At 68.4% G+C, this 16,049-nt stretch carries 17 protein-coding genes; 7 read left to right on the forward strand and 10 right to left on the reverse strand.

Features of this window, described 5'->3' with window-relative positions:
- Positions 1–36: 36 nt before the first annotated feature.
- The gene (locus IEY84_RS01115; protein ID WP_229788207.1) at positions 37–471 is read right to left on the reverse strand and encodes a DUF805 domain-containing protein; all 435 of its coding nucleotides are present in this window, start codon (positions 469–471) and stop codon (positions 37–39) included.
- Positions 472–565: 94 nt separating this feature from the next.
- Here IEY84_RS01115 and IEY84_RS01120 point away from each other — a divergent pair, with 94 nt between their 5' ends.
- On the forward strand, positions 566–1,165 hold the full coding sequence (locus IEY84_RS01120; RefSeq protein WP_183541421.1) for a Maf family protein: 600 nt from the start codon (positions 566–568) through the stop codon (positions 1,163–1,165).
- Here IEY84_RS01120 and IEY84_RS01125 read toward each other — a convergent pair.
- From IEY84_RS01125 to IEY84_RS01150, 6 genes are all read right to left on the reverse strand, one after another.
- The gene (locus tag IEY84_RS01125) at positions 1,122–1,727 is read right to left on the reverse strand and encodes a GtrA family protein (protein WP_183541423.1); all 606 of its coding nucleotides are present in this window, start codon (positions 1,725–1,727) and stop codon (positions 1,122–1,124) included. The genes IEY84_RS01120 and IEY84_RS01125 overlap by 44 nt on opposite strands.
- Before the next feature lie 90 nt (positions 1,728–1,817).
- Positions 1,818–2,996: an acyl-CoA dehydrogenase family protein gene (locus IEY84_RS01130; protein WP_183541425.1), complete on the reverse strand. Its 1,179-nt coding sequence runs from the start codon at positions 2,994–2,996 to the stop codon at positions 1,818–1,820.
- A gap of 122 nt (positions 2,997–3,118) precedes the next feature.
- Entirely contained in the window at positions 3,119–4,009 is an 891-nt protein-coding gene (locus tag IEY84_RS01135; RefSeq protein WP_183541427.1) for a carbohydrate ABC transporter permease, read from the reverse strand.
- Complete coding sequence (locus tag IEY84_RS01140; RefSeq protein WP_183541429.1) at positions 4,006–5,028, reverse strand: carbohydrate ABC transporter permease; 1,023 nt, start codon at positions 5,026–5,028, stop codon at positions 4,006–4,008. The genes IEY84_RS01135 and IEY84_RS01140 overlap by 4 nt, the downstream gene beginning before the upstream one ends.
- Positions 5,029–5,054: 26 nt before the next feature.
- Positions 5,055–6,467 carry an N-acetylglucosamine/diacetylchitobiose ABC transporter substrate-binding protein gene (gene ngcE / locus IEY84_RS01145; RefSeq protein ID WP_183541432.1) on the reverse strand — a complete coding sequence of 471 codons (1,413 nt, stop codon included), beginning with the start codon at positions 6,465–6,467 and terminating at the stop codon, positions 5,055–5,057.
- Positions 6,468–6,519: 52 nt separating this feature from the next.
- A complete protein-coding gene (locus IEY84_RS01150; protein ID WP_221208418.1) occupies positions 6,520–7,296 on the reverse strand; it encodes a sugar isomerase domain-containing protein in 777 nt (258 codons plus the stop codon).
- Positions 7,297–7,408: 112 nt separating this feature from the next.
- On the opposite strand from IEY84_RS01150, the gene IEY84_RS01155 reads away from it, so the two are divergent.
- From IEY84_RS01155 to IEY84_RS26895, 4 genes are all read left to right on the forward strand, one after another.
- Entirely contained in the window at positions 7,409–8,371 is a 963-nt protein-coding gene (locus IEY84_RS01155) for an N-acetylglucosamine kinase (RefSeq protein ID WP_183541434.1), read from the forward strand.
- 67 nt (positions 8,372–8,438) lie between these two features.
- Positions 8,439–10,217 carry an acetyl/propionyl/methylcrotonyl-CoA carboxylase subunit alpha gene (locus IEY84_RS01160; protein ID WP_183541436.1) on the forward strand — a complete coding sequence of 593 codons (1,779 nt, stop codon included), beginning with the start codon at positions 8,439–8,441 and terminating at the stop codon, positions 10,215–10,217.
- Positions 10,218–10,395: 178 nt separating this feature from the next.
- Entirely contained in the window at positions 10,396–10,719 is a 324-nt protein-coding gene (locus IEY84_RS01165; RefSeq protein WP_183541438.1) for a nucleotidyltransferase family protein, read from the forward strand.
- Between the two features lie 202 nt (positions 10,720–10,921).
- The gene (locus IEY84_RS26895; RefSeq protein WP_260173257.1) at positions 10,922–11,047 is read left to right on the forward strand and encodes a ribonuclease HepT family protein; all 126 of its coding nucleotides are present in this window, start codon (positions 10,922–10,924) and stop codon (positions 11,045–11,047) included.
- Between the two features lie 13 nt (positions 11,048–11,060).
- Here the strand turns inward: IEY84_RS26895 and IEY84_RS01175 are convergent, their stop codons facing one another.
- Positions 11,061–11,768: a TetR/AcrR family transcriptional regulator gene (locus IEY84_RS01175; protein WP_183541440.1), complete on the reverse strand. Its 708-nt coding sequence runs from the start codon at positions 11,766–11,768 to the stop codon at positions 11,061–11,063.
- A gap of 151 nt (positions 11,769–11,919) precedes the next feature.
- Here IEY84_RS01175 and IEY84_RS01180 point away from each other — a divergent pair, with 151 nt between their 5' ends.
- Complete coding sequence (locus IEY84_RS01180) at positions 11,920–12,849, forward strand: NAD-dependent epimerase/dehydratase family protein (protein ID WP_183541443.1); 930 nt, start codon at positions 11,920–11,922, stop codon at positions 12,847–12,849.
- Positions 12,850–12,866: 17 nt separating this feature from the next.
- On the opposite strand, the gene IEY84_RS01185 is transcribed toward IEY84_RS01180, so the two are convergent.
- On the reverse strand, positions 12,867–13,655 hold the full coding sequence (locus IEY84_RS01185; RefSeq protein ID WP_183541445.1) for a 3-hydroxybutyrate dehydrogenase: 789 nt from the start codon (positions 13,653–13,655) through the stop codon (positions 12,867–12,869).
- Complete coding sequence (locus tag IEY84_RS01190) at positions 13,652–15,034, reverse strand: MFS transporter (protein ID WP_183541447.1); 1,383 nt, start codon at positions 15,032–15,034, stop codon at positions 13,652–13,654. Before IEY84_RS01190 ends, IEY84_RS01185 begins: the two co-directional genes overlap by 4 nt.
- Before the next feature lie 94 nt (positions 15,035–15,128).
- Here IEY84_RS01190 and IEY84_RS01195 point away from each other — a divergent pair, with 94 nt between their 5' ends.
- Positions 15,129–16,037: a LysR family transcriptional regulator gene (locus IEY84_RS01195; protein WP_183541449.1), complete on the forward strand. Its 909-nt coding sequence runs from the start codon at positions 15,129–15,131 to the stop codon at positions 16,035–16,037.
- The last annotated feature ends 12 nt before the right edge of the window (positions 16,038–16,049 follow it).

The following is a 16,049-nucleotide window of genomic DNA, read 5'->3' on the forward strand; positions in this document are numbered from 1 at the left end:
CGGTGGCCAGGCTTACTGCGTAGTACCAGAGTCGCGTCAGGCGACGTTGTACTTGTCGCCCTCGGCCTTCTCGGGCAGCGCCCAGAAGACGATCAGCACGATGATGCCGACGCAGGTCAGGTAGAGCAGCTGCCACCAGCCGGAGCGGCCGGTGTCGTGCAGGCGACGAGCGCCGACGGAGAGCTGCGGGACCAGGATGGCGAGCGCGAAGATGCCGCCGATGATGGTGCCGGCGGTCGAGTCGGCGCCGAGGATCAGGTTGATCGCCATGTTGACGGCGACGGCGAACAGCCAGGGCCACCAGAACTCGGACCGGCTGGCGCGGCCCTCGAAGGTGGCGTACTTCTTGAAGAAGCGAACGATGGCGTCGCCGGGCGACGCGCCGCGGAGCGGCTGGCTCAGCGGCAGCTCGCCCACGGGACCAGCACCGTACGGCTGCTGCGGGGGCGGGGGCGGCGGGTAATCCGTCACTTCGGATTTCTCCTCGTTGAGATGGGGTTGGATGTGCGAAACCTAGTCGGGACGGAGACCGGGGTAAAGCACCCCCACCCCCTAGGGTTGCCCCATGACCACGCTCGTCCTCGCCTCCCAGTCCCCCGCCCGGCTGCAGACGCTGCGAAACGCAGGAGTCGAGCCGGTCGTGATCGTCTCCGGCGTCGACGAGAGCAGGCTCGACGGGCTGCCCCCGACCGAGCTGGCCCTCGGTCTGGCCGAGCTCAAGCGGGACGCCGTGGTCGGGCGACCTGAGGTGCCAGAAGGAGCGCTCGTGCTGGGCTGCGACAGCGTCCTCGAGCTGGACGGGAAGCCGCTGGGCAAGCCGCGCGACGCCGAGGAGGCGACCCAGCGCTGGCGGGAGATGCGGGGCCGCAGCGGCGTACTCGTCTCAGGGCATGCGCTGGTCGACACCGCGACCGGCCGGCAGGTGTCGCAGACCGCGGCCACGACTGTGCACTTCGCCGAGGTGAGCGACGAGGAGATCGCTGCGTACGTCGCCACCGGCGAGCCGCTGCACGTCGCCGGTGCGTTCACGATCGACGGACTGGGCGGAGCGTTCGTGACCGGGATCGAGGGCGACCATCACAACGTGGTCGGGCTGAGCCTGCCGCTGCTGCGCGACCTGCTCAACCAGCTCGGTCATGCGTGGCCGGATCTGTGGAACCGATGACCGGTTCTCGCTGCTCCGTGGCCAGGACGACAGCCCCGCCCTCGGCGCCGCTGAGCGCGGCGGCCTCCTCCTCGACGCTGCCGTAGACCTCCGTGTAGCGGATCGGCCGACCGAAGACGAACTTCCGGAACAGGAAGAATCGGGCGATCTGGCCCAGGATCACTCCGACCACGTTGGCCGAGAGGTTGTCGGCGATCGCACTGTCCCAGCCGAGCACGCTGCGGGTGACGTAGAGGCACCCGATCGGCAGCAGCATGGTGACCGCGTTGATGACGACGTAGGCGGTGAATCCACCGTCCGCATGGTCGGAGGTGCGGTGGCGGAACGTCCAGCGGCGGCTCAGCTCGTAGCTGATCAGCATGCCGACGGTGTTGGCGATGATGTAGGCCGGGATAGGCTGACCGTTCATCGGTCCGGCCCCCGTGAAGAAGCCGTGGACGAGCCCGTTGAACAGCACGAAAGCGACTGCTGTCGCGATTCCGCCGACCATCATGAAGCGGACCGCCTCTCCCAAGAGGCGGGTGCGATGCAGCCGTCCAAGCAGCTGTCCCCCGAACACCATGTGGCCACAGTAAACGGTCAATGGTGAGATGGCTCTTGATTACTTCGCGGGTTTCGTTCAGCGTGCCGTAGGATTCGCGCCTCGACGGCTCTACTCCACAGGCAGGCCGAGACCTCTCGCGATCAGCATCCGCTGCACCTCGGAGGTGCCTTCGCCGATCTCCAGGATCTTCGCGTCGCGGTAGAAGCGGGCCACCGGGTACTCCTCCATGAAGCCGTAACCGCCGAAGACCTGGGTGGCGATGCGGGTCGCGGTGACGGCCGACTCGGTGGCGTACAGCTTGGCGGCGGCGGCCGCCTGCTTGAACTCCTTCATCGAGACGGCACCCGAGTCGAGCCCGGACTTCATGGCTGCGGCCTCGTACGTCAGCAGGCGCGAAGCCCGCAGCATGACCTCGAGGTCGGCGATCTGGAAGGCGACGCCCTGCTTGCGACCGATCGGGCCGCCGAAGGTCTGCCGCTCCCCGGCGTACTCGAGCGCCATGTCGAGGCAGGCCTGGATGCAGCCGACGGCGAGCGCGGCGATCGCGACGCGGCCGTCGTCGAGGGTGGCCAGGAACTGGGCGTAGCCGCGGCCGCGCTCACCGAGGAGATGGTCGGCCGGCACCCGGGCGCCGTCGAAGGAGAGCGGGTGGGTGTCGGAGGCGTGCCAGCCGAGCTTGTCGTAGCCCTTCTCGGCCGTGAACCCGGGCGTGCCCGAGGGGATCATGATGGTGCTGATCTCGGGCTTGCCGTTGTCGCGGGTGCCGGTGCGCGCGGTGACGGTCACGACCGAGGTGATCGAGGAGCCGGAGTTGGTGATGAACTGCTTGGAGCCGTCGACGACCCACTCCTCGCCGTCCAGCACGGCCTTGGTGGCGGTCGCGCCGGCATCGGAGCCGGCACCCGGCTCGGTCAACCCGAACCCGGCCAGCTTCTTGCCCGCGACGAGGTCAGGGAGCCAGCGCTCCTTCTGCTCGTCGGTGCCGTAGGTGAGGATCGGGTTGATGCCGAGACCGACGGCGGCCTCGAGCGTGATCCCGATCGACTGGTCGACGCGGCCGAGCTCCTCGATCGCGACGCAGAGCGCGACGAGGTCACCCTCGCCCCCTCCGTACGCCTCGGGGGCGGTCAGACCGAAGAGGCCCAGCTCACCCATCTTGTGGACCACGTCGACGGGGAAGTGATGGTCGCGGTCCCATTGCGAGGCATGGGGCGCGATCTCCTTCTGGGCGAAGTCACGGACGACAGCACGCAGCTCTTCGTGCTCGGGCTGGAGAAAAGCGGTCACGCATCCCAGGTTAGCGGTTATTAACCTCGGGCGCGAGGCCTGTAACACGCTGTTCGTGGCTCTATCCGGTCGTTGTGACGACCGGATAGAGCATGTAACAGCGTGTTACAGCTGGCGCAGCCTCAGCGGAACGTGCCCGTCGAGACGGTCCCGGCGATCCTCCGCTGGAAGATCAGGTAGACGAGGAGGACCGGAAGGACCGTCATCACCACTCCGGCGAAGAGCGCACCGAAGTCGACGTTGTAGCCCGCCGATGACGCGAACGACGCCATGCCCTGGGTGAGGACGTAGTTGTCCCGGTCGGTGTTGAGCGCCACCGGGAGCAGGAACTGGTTCCACAGCCCGAGGAAGTTGAAGATCGCCACACCTGCCATCCCGGGCGCGGCCATGGGCAGCATGATCTGGAAGAACGTGCGCCACTCCCCTGCACCATCCATCATCGCGGCCTCGTAGACGTCGTCAGGCAGCGTCTTGAAGAAGGCGTAGAGGAAGAAGACGGTGAACGGCAGCGCATAGGCCACGTACGTCAGGATCAGGCCGGGCAGCGTGTTGAGCAGCCCGAAGCCCTGGAGCACGAAGAACAGCGGCACGATGACCAGGAAGATCGGGAAGGTCAGCCCGGCGAGCATCGAGTAGTAGATGACCTTGCGACCGAAGAACTCGAACCGGGCCAGCACATAGGCGCACATCGCTCCCAGCAGCATCACCAGCACCAGGGCGACGCCGACGACGATGACCGTGTTGAAGAAGTACGTCCCGATGCCTGCCTTCGTCCAGGCGCTGACGTAGTTGTCGAAGCTCCACTGCGACGGCAGCGAGAACGGCGAGGAGAAGATCTCCTTCGACGACTTGAACGAGGAGAGCACCACCCAGCAGAAGGGCAGGATCACGATCGCCGACCACAGGATCAGCAACGTGTGGGAGGTGCCTGCCACCAGGGCGTCACCGGGCGTTCGTCTGCCGCTGTCTGAGCGTGCCGGCGCCGCCTGCTTGTCGAGAGTCACAGCACTCATCGGGCAACCTCTCCCTTCTTGTCTCGTCCACCGGCCAGGTAGAAGACCGCGAAGACCAAGACCGCGAAGAGCAGCGTGACCAGGGCGAGCACCACGCCCATCGACGTGGCATAGCCGAACTGGCCCTTCCTGAAGGCGGTGTTCATCAGGTGCTGGCTCATGGTCAGAGTCGAGTTCGCAGGCCCGCCGCCCGGGGCGAGCGCCGCCATGAAGACGTACGCATCGAGGGCGAGGATCCCCAGGTAGATGTAGGCCGTCTGCACGTTTTCACGGATCGAGGGGAGCGTGATCGAGACGGCGGTGCGCATCCGGCTGGCACCATCGATCCGGGCAGCCTCGTAGATCTCTGCCGGGACGCCCTTGATCGCGGCCACGAAAAGAACGGTGTAGAAGCCGATGCTGGCCCAGATGATCACGAACATCGAGGCAGGCATGGCTGCGCGCACCTCGCCGAGCCAGGCGTAGTCCTGGAAGCCGTCGAGACCGATGCCGGTGAGCATGCCGTTGAGCAGACCGGAGGCCGGGTCGTAGACCCTGGCCCAGAGCAGGCCGATGACGACGGCCGGGACGGCGTAGGGGAAGAACGAGACGACCCGGTAGAACCCGGAGCCGTTCAGGCCGCGCACCTGACCGGTGCTGGGGCCGGCAGTGGTCACGACCACCGCGATCGCCAGTGCCGCGACGAGGGTCACCAGAGGAACCACGAGCGCGAGCAGGACGTTGTTGCGCAGTGCCTTGAGAAAGGTGTCGTCGTCGAGGAGCCTGGCGTAGTTGTCCAGCCCCACGACGTTCATCACCGGTGAGAAGCCGCTCCAGTCGGTGAGCGAGTAGAACAGCGCCTGACCGATCGGGATGACGACGAAGATGACGAAGACGGCGACCGGCAGGCCGAGGAAGACCGCCATGAAGACGGCCCGGTCGAGAGTGAGCTTGCGGCGGCGACGGCGCGGTGGGGCTCCCCAAGGGTTCTCCTCGGGGAGCCCGTCCGCCGTCGTCGCATCAGTGGCTGATGCAGACATGGGTGGTTCGCGATCTGTGAGTCGGATCAGGTGATCTTGAGCTTCTCGATCGACGAGTCGTCGGCGATCTTGTCGAAGATGCCCTGGACGGCCTTGGTCAGACCCTTGACGTCGAGGTCACCGGAGAGGAACGAGTTCCACACGACCAGCTCGTCGGCGTTGGTGCCGTAGTAGTCGTAGAACTGGTAGTTGAAGGTGTTCTCGCCGGCGGCGTCGAGCATCGCGCTCTGCGACTTCAGCGCCGCGGAGCCGAAACCGTCGGCCGGGACGGTGTCCTTGACGATGGTCGGCGCCAGCTTCGTCTTGGCGAAGTTGGTGGCCGCCTCCTTCGACAGCATCGCGCGGAGCATCTCCTTGCCCGCAGCCGGGTTCTTCGCCTTGCTCGGCACGATGAACGACTCACCCGCGGCGGCACGGATGGTCTCGTACGGCAGCGCCGGGCTGTCGGAGAGGACGAACTCCGGGATGCCGGTCATCTCGAAGCCCTCCTTCGTGACGTCCTTCATCTCGTTCTCGATCCAGCCACCGGTCGGGTAGAGGAGCGCCTGCTGGTCGTTGGACCACTTGGCCTGGGCGGCGGTGAACTGGGTGCCCGCGCCACCAGGGATGAACATGTCCTTGCTCACCATCTCGCCGAGCTTCTCCAGGATGCCCTGGATGACCGGGTGGGACCAGGCGCCCTTCTCGAGGTTCTCCAGCGCGAGGCGCACCTCGTCGCCGCCCTCCTTCGCGGCCGAGTCGATCACCAGGGTGCGGTAATAGGTCGCCGCCTCCGTGCCCCAGACCCAGAGGTACTTCTTCTTGGCCTTGGCCTTGGCGCCGAGCTCGAGGGCCTCGTCCCAGGTCTTCGGCGGGGTCCAGCCGTTCTCCGCGAACAGCGAGGCCGAGTACCACACGCCGTAGATGGTCATGACGTAGTTGATCGCCACGAACCGATCACTGAAGGTGCCGGGGTCCTTGACGTTGGGGTAGAGGGTGTCGGCGATCTTGACGCCCTCGTAGCTCTCGGCCTCGAAGACGTCGTCGAGCTCCTCGAGCTGGTCGGCGATCGAGCTGAAGCCGATCAGGTCGGCGCCGGAGTTGTCGATCAGGTCCGGCGGTGTGCCGCCGACGAAGCGCGGCTGGAGCTCGGTGGCGATCTCGGTGGTCGCGCTGACCTTGAAGTCGGCGTCGGCGAACTCCTTGCCCGCCACACCGGCGGCGAACTCGACGTAGTCGAAGCCGTAGCCGCCGTCGAAGATCACCACGTCGACGGTGGCGTCCTCCGCCATGCCGAACGGGTTGGAGTCGGACTTGGTGCCGCCCCCGGTGTTGTCGGAGTCGCTACCGGGTGCGCCGCAGGCGGCGAGCGCACCGGAGAACGACAGGAGCGCCGCGCCGGCGAGGCTGCCGCGCAGAAGGGTCCGGCGGTCGAGCCGGCCGTGAAGCTGCTGGGACATCGTGCTGCCTTCTTTCGGGTGGGATTCCTTCTTTGCTTCTTCTTACGGGTGTTCAGGCCATGCTTCCGATGCGCTCGCCGTAGCGAGCCTTCAGCGCATCGTTGTGCTCATCGCCACCCGGGATATTGGCGGAGAGATACAGGGGCGGGGTCTCACCGTCGGCCTGAAGCGTGGCCGCGGTGCCGATGGTCAGGAGCTGAGCGATGTACGCAGCCGTGATGGAGGAGACGGCTCCGCCCATCACTCCCTGGGCACCGTCCGCGACGTCGCCGAGCGACACCGTCGCGTCGCCGAAGGGAGCCAGGTTGTCGATCACCACGTCGGCGATCTCGGCCAGGCGCTTGCCGCTCGGGTGCTTGGGGGTGACCGCGTTGGTGTGCTCGAGGCTGGTCACCGCGATCACCTTGTGGCCCTCCTCCTTCGCGCGCAGCGCGATGCCGACGATCGAACCGTTGACACCGGAGTTGGACGCGATCAGGAAGACGTCCTCGGCATGGAACTCGTGGAGATCCCAGAGCTCGTTCGCGATGTTGCTGTCACGCTCGAGGAGACCGCCCGCCAGATCGGTGGCGGGACGCTCGCCCATGAGGACCGTGTCCCGCAGCGCGATGGCGTGAGTGGGGATCAGACCGCCGGCCCGTCCGGCGATCTCCATCGCGAACGCCTGCGAGTGACCGGTGCCGAACGCCTGCAGCACGCCGCCGTTGCGAATGCTGCTGACCATCAGCTCGACCGCCTCGTCGAAGCCACCAGACTGTGCAATGGCCTGCAGCTCGGACAGGCGTGTGCGAACCTGCTCGTCGAAGGCTCCGAACACGTCACTGATCAATTAGTCCACCCACTTTGCAAACTCGGGCCGCGACCGTATGACGAGCCCTGCGCACGAAAACTATTTGGAGAGAGTACGCCTGGCAATGGTTTTCTGTTACGAAACGGTGTCAATGACTCATCACTATCTGGGACTCGACGCGGGAGGCACCAGCACTCGCGCCGTCGTCGTCTCCATCGACGGACTCTGCAAGGGCGTCGGAAAAGCCGGTAGCGGCAACCCGACCTCCGCCGGAGTCGACGCTGCGACCACCGCGATCCGGGCCGCGGTCACTCAGGCGCTGAACGCAGCCGGGACCGGACAGGTCGATGGCGCCGCGCTGGCCGTGGCCGGAGCGGGCCCTGCCGGCCACAAGGCCGCGATCGTGGCCGTGCTCGCCGACCTGGTCGCGAGCGAGCCGGTCTTCGACTTCGATGTGCTGGCGGCGTACTTCTCGGGGACGGCCGCCCCCGACGGATATGTGCTGCTCTCCGGCACAGGGGCGTCGGCCGTGCGGGTCGAGGACGGTCGGTTGGCGGCGATCTCGGACGGGCTGGGCTGGCTGCTCGGGGACATCGGATCGGGCTTCTGGCTCGGCCGCGAGGCCGTACGCGCCGGGTTGGCGCCCCTCGACGGACGCGGCAGCGCGACACTGCTGACCGACCTGCTGCTCGACCGGCTCGAGATCTCGCCGGTCGCCGAGCGCGAAGGCGGCCGAACCGGGACTCTCGTCGCAGCCACAGCCGCTCTCTATGCGATGCCGCCGCTGCGGCTGGCCGACTTCGCTGCGCTCGTCTTCACTGCGGCAGGTGCCGACGACCAGGTCGCGGCAGGGATCCTCGACCGAGCGGCGGCGGGGCTGACCGAGACGCTTGCGGCGGTGCGTACGCCTGATGTCGAGGGGCCGCTGGTCGCCGCCGGGAGCGTCCTGGCCCGGCAACCGGACTTCGCCGCCCGGGTCGCTCCTGGCGCCGTCGTCGCCTATGACGGCCTGGCCGGAGCGGCGGTGCTGGCGCTGAGGCATGCGGGCGTGGTCGTCGACGACGCCGTGTACCGTCGAGTAACCTCTTCGCTCGCTCAGCTCACCGAAGTGTGACAATCGTTACTACGGACGGCTGGAGCCAGGGCAGGAGAGCCTCCCCTAGCATGTCCTTGCATTCACGATGGAGGAGTTCTCGTTGAGCAAGCCACTGACAAAGGTCCTGATCGCCAACCGCGGTGAGATCGCCGTTCGAGTGATCCGCGCGTGCAAGGACGCCGGAATCGGCTCCGTAGCGATCTACGCGGACCCCGACCGTGACGCGCTCTTCGTGCGTCTGGCCGATGAGTCCTACTCGCTCGGCGGGGCGACGCCTGCGGAGTCCTACCTGTCCATCGAGAAGATCCTCGATGTCGCCCGCCAGTCCGGCGCGGACTCGGTCCACCCCGGCTACGGGTTCCTGGCCGAGAACGCCGACTTCGCCAAGGCCGTGATCGACGCCGGCCTGACCTGGATCGGCCCCTCGCCCGAGGCGATCGACGCGCTCGGCGACAAGGCCAAGGCCAAGCAGATCGCGCTGAAGGCCGGCGCGCCGCTGGCTCCGGGGCTCAAGGACCCGGTCAAGGACGCCTCCGAGATCGTCTCCTTCGCGAAGGAGCACGGCCTTCCGGTCGCCATCAAGGCGGTCTTCGGTGGTGGCGGTCGCGGCCTCAAGGTCGCCCGCACCCTCGAGGAGATCCCCGAGCTCTACGAGTCCGCCGTCCGCGAGGCCGTCGGCGCCTTCGGCCGAGGCGAGTGCCTGGTCGAGAAGTTCCTCGACAAGCCGCGTCACGTCGAGACCCAGTGCCTGGCCGACCAGCACGGCAACGTGGTCGTCATCTCCACCCGCGACTGCTCGCTGCAGCGCCGTCACCAGAAGCTGGTCGAGGAGGCCCCCGCGCCGTTCCTGACCGACGAGCAGAACAAGCGCCTCTACGAGTCCTCCAAGGCGATCCTGCGCGAGGCGGGCTACGTCGGCGCGGGCACCTGTGAGTTCCTGGTCGCCGCCGACGGCACCATCTCCTTCCTCGAGGTCAACACCCGCCTCCAGGTCGAGCACTGTGTCTCCGAGGAGGTCACCGGCATCGACCTGGTGCGTGAGATGTTCCGCATCGCCGCCGGTGAGGAGCTGGGCTACGACGACCCCGAGGTCCGCGGCCACTCGATCGAATACCGCATCAACGCCGAGGACGGCGGCAACAACTTCATGCCGGCCCCGGGCACGCTGACCGAGTGGGCGCCCCCGGCCGGCCCCGGCGTACGCCTCGACGGCGGCTACGAGAAGGGCGAGACCATCCCGGGCTCGTTCGACTCGCTGATCGCGAAGCTGATCATCACCGGCTCGAGCCGTAAGCAGGCACTCGAGCGCTCCCGCCGGGCGCTCGACGAGTTCAAGGTCGACGGCATGCCGACCGCCATCCCGTTCCACCAGGCCGTCGTCAACGACCCCGCCTACACCGCCGAGAACGGCTCCTTCGACGTCTACACGACCTGGATCGAGACCGACTTCGACAACCAGATCACGCCGTACGCCGGTGCCGCCGGTGAGCCCGCCGAGGACGGCGAGCGACAGACCGTCGTGGTCGAGGTCGGCGGCAAGCGCCTGTCGGTCTCCCTCCCCGCCGGGCTCGGTGGCCTCGCCGTCGGCGGTGGCGCCGGTGCCGCGAAGAAGCCGAAGCGCTCGGCCAAGAAGGCCGGCGCTGCCGCCTCCGGCGACTCCGTCGCCTCGCCGATGCAGGGCACCATCGTCAAGATCGCCGTCGAGGAGGGCCAGGAGGTCGCCGAGGGCGACGTCGTCGTGGTCATCGAGGCCATGAAGATGGAGCAGCCCCTCAAGGCCCACAAGGCCGGCACCATCACCGGCCTGAACGCCACCGTCGGCGAGACCGTTGCCAACGGGGCGGTCATCGCCGAGATCAAGTAGCTGGTCGGCTGAACCAGCGGCGGCCGTTCACCGAGTTACCTGGTGAACGGCCGCCTCCTTTGTGGAACTCCACGAAGGAAGTGCGTGCAGACCGAGGTAACTCGGTAAACGGCGCGCGGCGCTCGGCCCGAACCCGTCGGAGCGGCCCCACGCCCCGTGTCGCGGCTATGATTCAGACATGACATCCGCAGCACACCTGGCCGCGCTCCACGGTCCCGTGGGCCGCGTTGTGGCGTCCAAGCGCGACGACCTACTGGATGCGCTGGGCCGACACGGGGTCAGCAACGTACGCATCTTCGGCAGCCTCGCCCGCGGTGACGACCGTCCGGACAGCGATGTCGACCTGCTTGTCGACTTCCCGCCCCGAACCAGCCTGTTCACCATCCTTCGCATGCAGGACGAGCTCGAGGAGATCCTCGGTGCACGGGTGGACCTCGTTGCTGATTCAGGTTTGCAGGCTCGGATCCGTGCTCGCGTCGAGAGCGATCTGATCGCGCTGTGACACGCTCAGGCCAGGAGCGCCTCGACGACATCGTCGATGCTGTGACGGCGATCAGGAACCATCTGACGAAGGGCACCCTCGAAGAGGATGTCGTTGTCGACGCCGTCAGGATGCGACTCCTCGAGATCGGCGAGGCGGTCAAGTGTCTGGACGAAGCCGTACTCGCGACCGAGCCCGATATCCCGTGGAAGCAGATCGCCGCATGCGCGATCATCTTGCCCATCGCTACTTCCTGAGCTCAACCGACATCATCGCCGAGACAGTCAAGACCGACCTGGGTCCGCTGCTCGCTGCCATCCGAAGACTGCGCGACAAGGTCGACGCCTAGGGCACGTACCGGTTCACGACCGCTCGTCCAACCCGAGCTCGTCAGCCAGCGTGGCCAGGTGGACCTCGAAGAGGGCGGCGGGGTCGCCGAAGGCATCGGGGCCGAACTGGCCGAAGACCTCGAAGCTGACGCGACCGAAGAGGCTCGTCCAGACGAGTACGCCGCGGGCGAGCGCGGCGTCGGGCAGGTCGAGGCCGAGCTGGTCGCGGATGCCCTGCAGACCCACCGCGAGCTCTGGCGAGATCTTCCCCGGCGCCTCTGGCAGGGTCAGGCGGCCGGCATCGAGCGCCCCGGCACACAGGCGCAGCATCGCGGTCGGGACGCGGGTGCCGGGGACGCTGGTGCGCTCGTCCGGCGCAGCGTAGCCGGGGACGGGCGACCCGAAGAGCAGGGCGTACGTCGCCGGCTCGGCGAGCGCCCAGGTCCTGACCGCGCGGCCGAGCGCCGCAAACTGGGCTCGGGGGTCGTCCTCAGGGGCAGCGGCGACGGCGGCGTCGACGGCGTCGCCGACCTCGTCATACCCGGAGACGAGCAGCAGCGTCAGCAATTCGTCGCGGTTCTTCACGTAGCGGTAGACCGCCGAGGAGACCACCCCGAGGTCGCGGGCGACCGCGCGCAGCGAGAGCGCAGCGGCCCCGTGGACGGCCAGGTGCTCGCGGCCGATCCGGACGATCTCGTCCATGGTCTGGGCCCGCGCCCGTTCGCGTGGAGTGCCTGTCATGTCGTCATCGTGGCCCGCAGTCGAGAGCGATGTCAACAAAAGTGAGCACTGCTCTTGCTTTCGAGGTGATCACGCGCCAGACTCATGACGAGAGCACTGCTCTCTGATCGGGTCTCGACAGGCTCGACCACCGAAGCAAAAGGAGACAGCCATGAACAGCACCTACCTCGTCATCGGCGCCGGCCCCGTCGGCGCGACCATCGCCCAGCAGCTCGCCGACCGCGGCGACCGCGTACGCCTCCTCACCCGTTCCGGCAGCGGCCCGGTGCACGCGAGCATCGAGCGCCTGCACGGCGACGCCTCCGACCCGGAGACCGTGACCCAGGCCGCGGCGGGCGTTCGCGCGGTCTTCCACTGCATGCACGGCAGCGCCTACGCCGCGGCCACCTGGCGCGCCGAGCTCCCGCGGGCGGAGCAGGTCGTGCTCGAGGCCGCCGGACGGGCCGGTGCCGTGGTCGTCTTCCCGGAGAGCCTCTACGCCTACGGTCGCGTCACCGGGCCGATGACCGAGCAGACGCCGCGGACCGCCGACTTCGGCAAGCCCGCGGTGCGGGTCGAGCTTCTCAAGGCCCGCGACGCGTCTGTGACTCCCACGGTCAGCGTCGCCGCGTCCGACTTCTACGGTCCGCTGGTGCGCACCGCCCACGCCGGCGAGCGGATGGTCCCGACGGTGCTCGCCGGCCGCACCATGTGGGTCATCGGCGACCCGGATGCGCCGCACTCGTGGACGTACGTCCCGGACCTCGGCGCCGCGATGATCCGGAGCGCCGATGACGAGAGCCTGTGGAACACCTTCCTGCACGCGCCGACAGCGCCGGCGATCTCGCAGCGCGCCCTGGTGCGGACGTACGCCGAGACAGCGGGTGTCCCCGCTCCCCGGGTCGCCGCCATCCCCGGCTGGGCGATGAAGGCGATCGGCACCGTGCACCCCGGCACCCGGGAGCTGGCCGAGCTGGCGTACCAGTTCGACAAGCCGTTCGTGATGGACTCCACGGCGAGCGAGGCGCGGCTCGGAATGGCCCCGACCCCGCTCGAGACCGGGGCCAAGGCAACGGTGGACTGGTGGCGTACGCAGGCCTGAGCATGGCAGGGCGGGAGCTACCGGGCGCTCCAGCCGCCGTCCATGGCCCAGGAGGCACCCGAGACCATCGAGGCGTCGGGGCCGGTGAGCCAGCCGACCAGGGAGCCGACCTCGCTCGGCTCGACCAGCCGCTTCACCGCGACATCCTTCAGCAGCACCTGCTCGACGACCTCGGAGACCGGGACACCGTGCACCTTGGCCTGGTCGGCGATCTGCTTCTCCACCAGCGGCGTACGCACGTAGCCGGGGTTGATGCAGACGCTGGTCACACCGTGCGGTCCGCCCTCGAGGGCGGTGACCTTCGAGAGTCCCTCCAGGCCGTGCTTGGCCGAGACGTAGGCGCTCTTGAAGGGGGATGCGACCAGACCGTGCACGGAGGAGATGTTGACGATGCGGCCCCAGCTGTTGGCGTACATGTGCGGCAGGGCGGCTCTGACCAGCAGGAACGGCGCGACGAGCATGATCGAGTGGATCCTGCGGAAGTCGTCGGGGTCGAACTCCTCGATCGGGCTGACCCGCTGGATGCCGGCATTGTTGACCAGCACATCGACCTCGAGACGTAGGTCGTCGAGCTCGTGCGTCGCGGTCAGGTCGACCACCCACGCTTCGCCGCCGATCTCGTCGGCGAGGGCATGGGCGGCGTCGCCGGCCACGTCGGCGACGACGACCCGCGCGCCACGGGCGGCGAGCTCGCGGGCCACCGCTGCACCGATCCCCGAGGCGCCGCCGGTGACCAGGGCGCGGCGGCCCCGCAGCGTACGTCCGGAATCGGCCGACGCGGGCGGGGCCGTCGTCGCGGAGCTCACGCCGGGCTCACCTCGCGCTCGGTGCGGTCGGCATCGGCGCGGTCCAGGGCCCGCAGCGAGGTGCCCTTGGTCTCCTTCAGCGTGAGCACGACCAGGCCCGTGATGATGCCGGCCACGGCGAGGTAGATCGCGGTGTTGGTCCAGGTGCCGGTGTCCTTGAGCCAGGCGATGGCCAGCAGCGGCGCGAGCGAGCCGGCGAAGATCGAGGTCACCTGGTAGGAGATGGAGATGCCGGAGTAGCGCATCCGGGTCGGGAACATCTCGGCCATGATCGCGGGCTGGGTGGAGTACATCAGGGCATGGATCGCCAGACCGGCGATCAGCGCCGCCACGATCGCGACGTTGTTACGGGTGTCGAGCATCGGGAAGGCCCAGAAGCCCCAGGTCGCGCCGAGCACCGCGCCCACCAGGTAGACCGGCATGCGGCCCACCCCGTCGGCGAGCCGGCCGACCGCGAGGATGAAGAAGAAGTGACAGGCGTGCGCGACCGCGATCAGGCCGAGCAGGGCGCCCTGGTCCATCTTCTGGTCCTCGACCAGGTAGACGATCGAGAAGGAGACCACCAGGTAGTACATGATGTTCTCCGCGAACCGGAGGCCCATCCCCTTGAGCACCCCGAGCGGGTAGCGGCGGACCACCTCGAAGACGCCGTAGCCGGCCGAGGCGGCCTCGCCCTGCTCGGCCTTCGCCTCCTCGAAGATCGGCGAGTCGGACACCGAGCGACGGATGTAGTAGCCGACGACGACCACGACGGCGGAGAGCCAGAACGCGACCCGCCAGCCCCACGACAGGAACGCAGCGTCGGAGAGCGTGATGGTCATCAGCGTGAGCACCAGCGTGGCGAGCAGATTGCCCACCGGCACCGCGGCCTGCGGCCAGGCGGCCCAGGTCGCCCGCCGGTCGTCGGGGGCGTGCTCGGCGACCAGCAGCACGGCGCCGCCCCACTCACCGCCCAGCGCGAGCCCCTGCACGAACCGCAGCACGACCAGCGCGATCGGCGCGAGGAGGCCGATCTGGTCGTACGTCGGCAGGCAGCCCATCAGGACGGTGGCGACACCGATCAGCATGATCGTCAGCTGCAGCGTGTACTTGCGGCCGAGGCGGTCGCCGATGTGACCGAAGACGACGCCACCCAGCGGGCGCGCGACGAACCCGATGGCGTACGTCACGAAGGCAGCGATGATCGCGTCGTAGGCGTTGCCGGTCGCCGGCATGATCACCTTGGCGAAGACGAGCGCCGAGGCGGTGGCGTAGAGGAAGAAGTCGTACCACTCCACGACCGTGCCGGCCATGGAGGCCGCCACGGTCCTGCGGAGCAGGCTCTGGTCGACTGGGGGGTCGTTGGGGGCGGCGGTGGCGCCCGGCTGTGTCGAGGACATGGCTGGGAGTGTGACAGCGATCATAATGTGCCTGCAACGCGCATGTTGGCACACGCTATGAACGAAAATGCACACCAAGGGCTAGGCTGGGGCGATGGCCGCCTCCCCGTCGACCCCGCCCTCCGCCGACCAGCTGCTGGTGCTTCTCGAGGTGGCGCGCAGCGGCCGCTTCACCACAGCGGCCCGTTCTTTGGGCCTGACCCACACGACAGTCAGCCGCAACATCTCCGCCCTCGAGCGCTCGCTCGGCGGCCGGATCCTCGTGCGCGGCTCCGACGGCTGGGCGCTGACCGCGCTCGGCGAACGCGCTGCTAGGGCCGCCGAGGGGGTCGCTGCGTCGCTGGCCCGGCTGGCCGCCGACGAGCCCGCCGACCCGGTCGCCGGCGTGGTCAGGATGTCGACGACCGACGGGTTTGCTGCGTACGTCGCCTCGCCGGCCGTCGCCGCGCTGCGACAGGACCATCCCGAGCTCGCCGTCGAGATCGTCACCGTGACCCGCCAGGCCGCCCAGCACCGCTCCGGCGTCGACATCGAGGTGGTCGTCGGCGAGCCGGCGGTCATGCGTGGTCGCGCGCTCCACCTGGGCGGCTACGAGCTCGGCCTCTACGCGTCCCCCGACTATCTGGAGCGTCACGGCAGGCCCGGCACGATCGAGGAGGCCGTACGCCACCGGCTGGTCTACTTCGTAGACTCGATGCTCCAGGTCGACGACCTCGACGTCCCCCGGCGGCTGCTGCCCGGCATCCGCGACGCGGTCACCTCGACGAACGTCTTCGTGCACGTCGAGGCGACCCGTGCCGGCGCCGGCCTGGGCCTGCTGCCCTGCTTCATGGCCGACCGCCATCCCGATCTCGTCCGGCTGCTCCGCGAAGAGATCCACCAGCGGCTGCCGTACTGGGCGGTGGTGCACCCGGAGTCGTGGCGCCGGCCGGCGGTGGCCGCTGTCGTGGGTGGTCTGCGGGAGCAGATGGCCGATCAGGAGGACGCCCTGCTCGGCCGCTGACGCCGCTCCGTG

Source organism: Nocardioides albus (assembly GCF_014648255.1).
Lineage (GTDB): Bacteria > Actinomycetota > Actinomycetes > Propionibacteriales > Nocardioidaceae > Nocardioides > Nocardioides albus.